The 1,261-nt window shown below is 72.3% G+C and carries 2 protein-coding genes and 1 pseudogene; all 3 read left to right on the forward strand.

Going from position 1 to position 1,261, the window contains the following annotated elements; translation table 11 throughout:
• Positions 1-598, forward strand: a 598-nt coding sequence (gene tsaB, locus AC27IO_RS24385) for a tRNA (adenosine(37)-N6)-threonylcarbamoyltransferase complex dimerization subunit type 1 TsaB (RefSeq protein WP_498741238.1), incomplete at its 5' end; no start/stop codon positions are given.
• Positions 595-1,065 carry a ribosomal protein S18-alanine N-acetyltransferase gene (gene rimI / locus AC27IO_RS24390; RefSeq protein ID WP_284424366.1) on the forward strand — a complete coding sequence of 157 codons (471 nt, stop codon included), beginning with the start codon at positions 595-597 and terminating at the stop codon, positions 1,063-1,065. The genes tsaB and rimI, both read left to right, overlap by 4 nt.
• Positions 1,062-1,261, forward strand: a pseudogene (locus AC27IO_RS24395) (uracil-DNA glycosylase family protein); the annotation flags it as partial. The gene rimI and the pseudogene AC27IO_RS24395, both read left to right, overlap by 4 nt.

The raw sequence follows: 1,261 nt of genomic DNA on the forward strand, positions 1-1,261 counted from the left end.
GCTGCTGGCCAAGGCCGGCCTGTCGTTCGACACGCTGGATGCCGTGGTCTTCGGGCGCGGCCCGGGTTCGTTCACCGGCCTGCGCACGGCGTGCTCGGTGGCGCAGGGACTGGCGTTCGGTGCGCGCGGCGGTACTGGCGTGCCGGTGCTGCCGATCGACACCCTGCTGGCCGTGGCCGAGGCGGCCCGCCATGCCCATGGCTGCACGCGCGTGGTGGCGGTGCTCGACGCCCGCATGGACGAGGTCTACACCGCGCCCTTCGAATTCCAGGCCGACGGCACATGGCGCGGAGGCGACGATTTCGGCCTGTGCGCGCCCCAGTCCGTGGCCGTGCCGCCCGGCTACACCGTGGCCGGCAATGCCCGCGCGGCCTATGGCGAGCGGCTCGCACCCGACGCCCCCCATGTGTTCGCCCTGCCGACCGCCCTGGCCCTGCTGCACCTGGCCCCCGCGCGCATCGCTGCGGGGGGCGCGCAACCGGCCAGCGAAGCCCTGCCGCTGTACGTGCGCGATAAAGTGGCGCAAACCACGGCGGAGCGCCTGGCGGCCAGGCAGGCGGCCGCAGCCGCCCTGCCTCCCATTCTGAGTGCCCCATGAGCGCCGTTCCCCACACCCCCGAAGAAGCCCGGTTTGAGCCGCTCACGCTCGCGCGGCTGGATGCGCTGCTGGCGATCGAACAGGTCGCCTACACGCACCCCTGGACGCGCGGCAACTTCATCGATGCGATGGCGGCCGGCTACGAAACCCAGCTGCTGATGGCCGGCGATGAACTGATCGGCTACTTCGTGGCCATGAAAGGCGTGGACGAAGTGCACCTGCTCAACCTGACCGTGGCACCCGCCCACCAGCGCCAGGGCTGGGCCCGGCTGCTGCTGGATGCGCTGGCCCTGTGGGCGCGCGGCTGCAACGCGCAATGGCTGTGGCTGGAAGTGCGCGTGAGCAATGCGCGGGCACGGTCGATCTACGAAGCCCGGGGCTTTCGCTTCGTGGGCGAACGCAAGCGCTACTACCCCGCCCACGGCGGCGAACGCGAGGATGCCGTCGTGATGAGCCTGCCACTATGAGCCTGGACCTGGACGCACGCCAGCGCGCCATGCTGGCCGAGATGGGCATCACCGTGTGGGCGCCGGCTGCGGCCTCCGTGGCGGTGCAGGAGCCGGCCGTGGCCAAGACTCCGGCGGCCGAATCCACGGATACCCCCCCTCCTCCGCCGTGCCGGCCGCGCCCCGGTTGGCGCCAGCACCGCAGGCCCCGCCTCCC

The organism is Acidovorax sp. KNOB132 (assembly GCF_057541515.1).

Bases quoted from the DNA above. Each gene is read 5' to 3' on its own strand.
- rimI (WP_284424366.1), top strand. From the start codon at position 595: ATGAGCGCCGTTCCCCACACCCCCGAAGAAGCCCGGTTTGAGCCGCTC.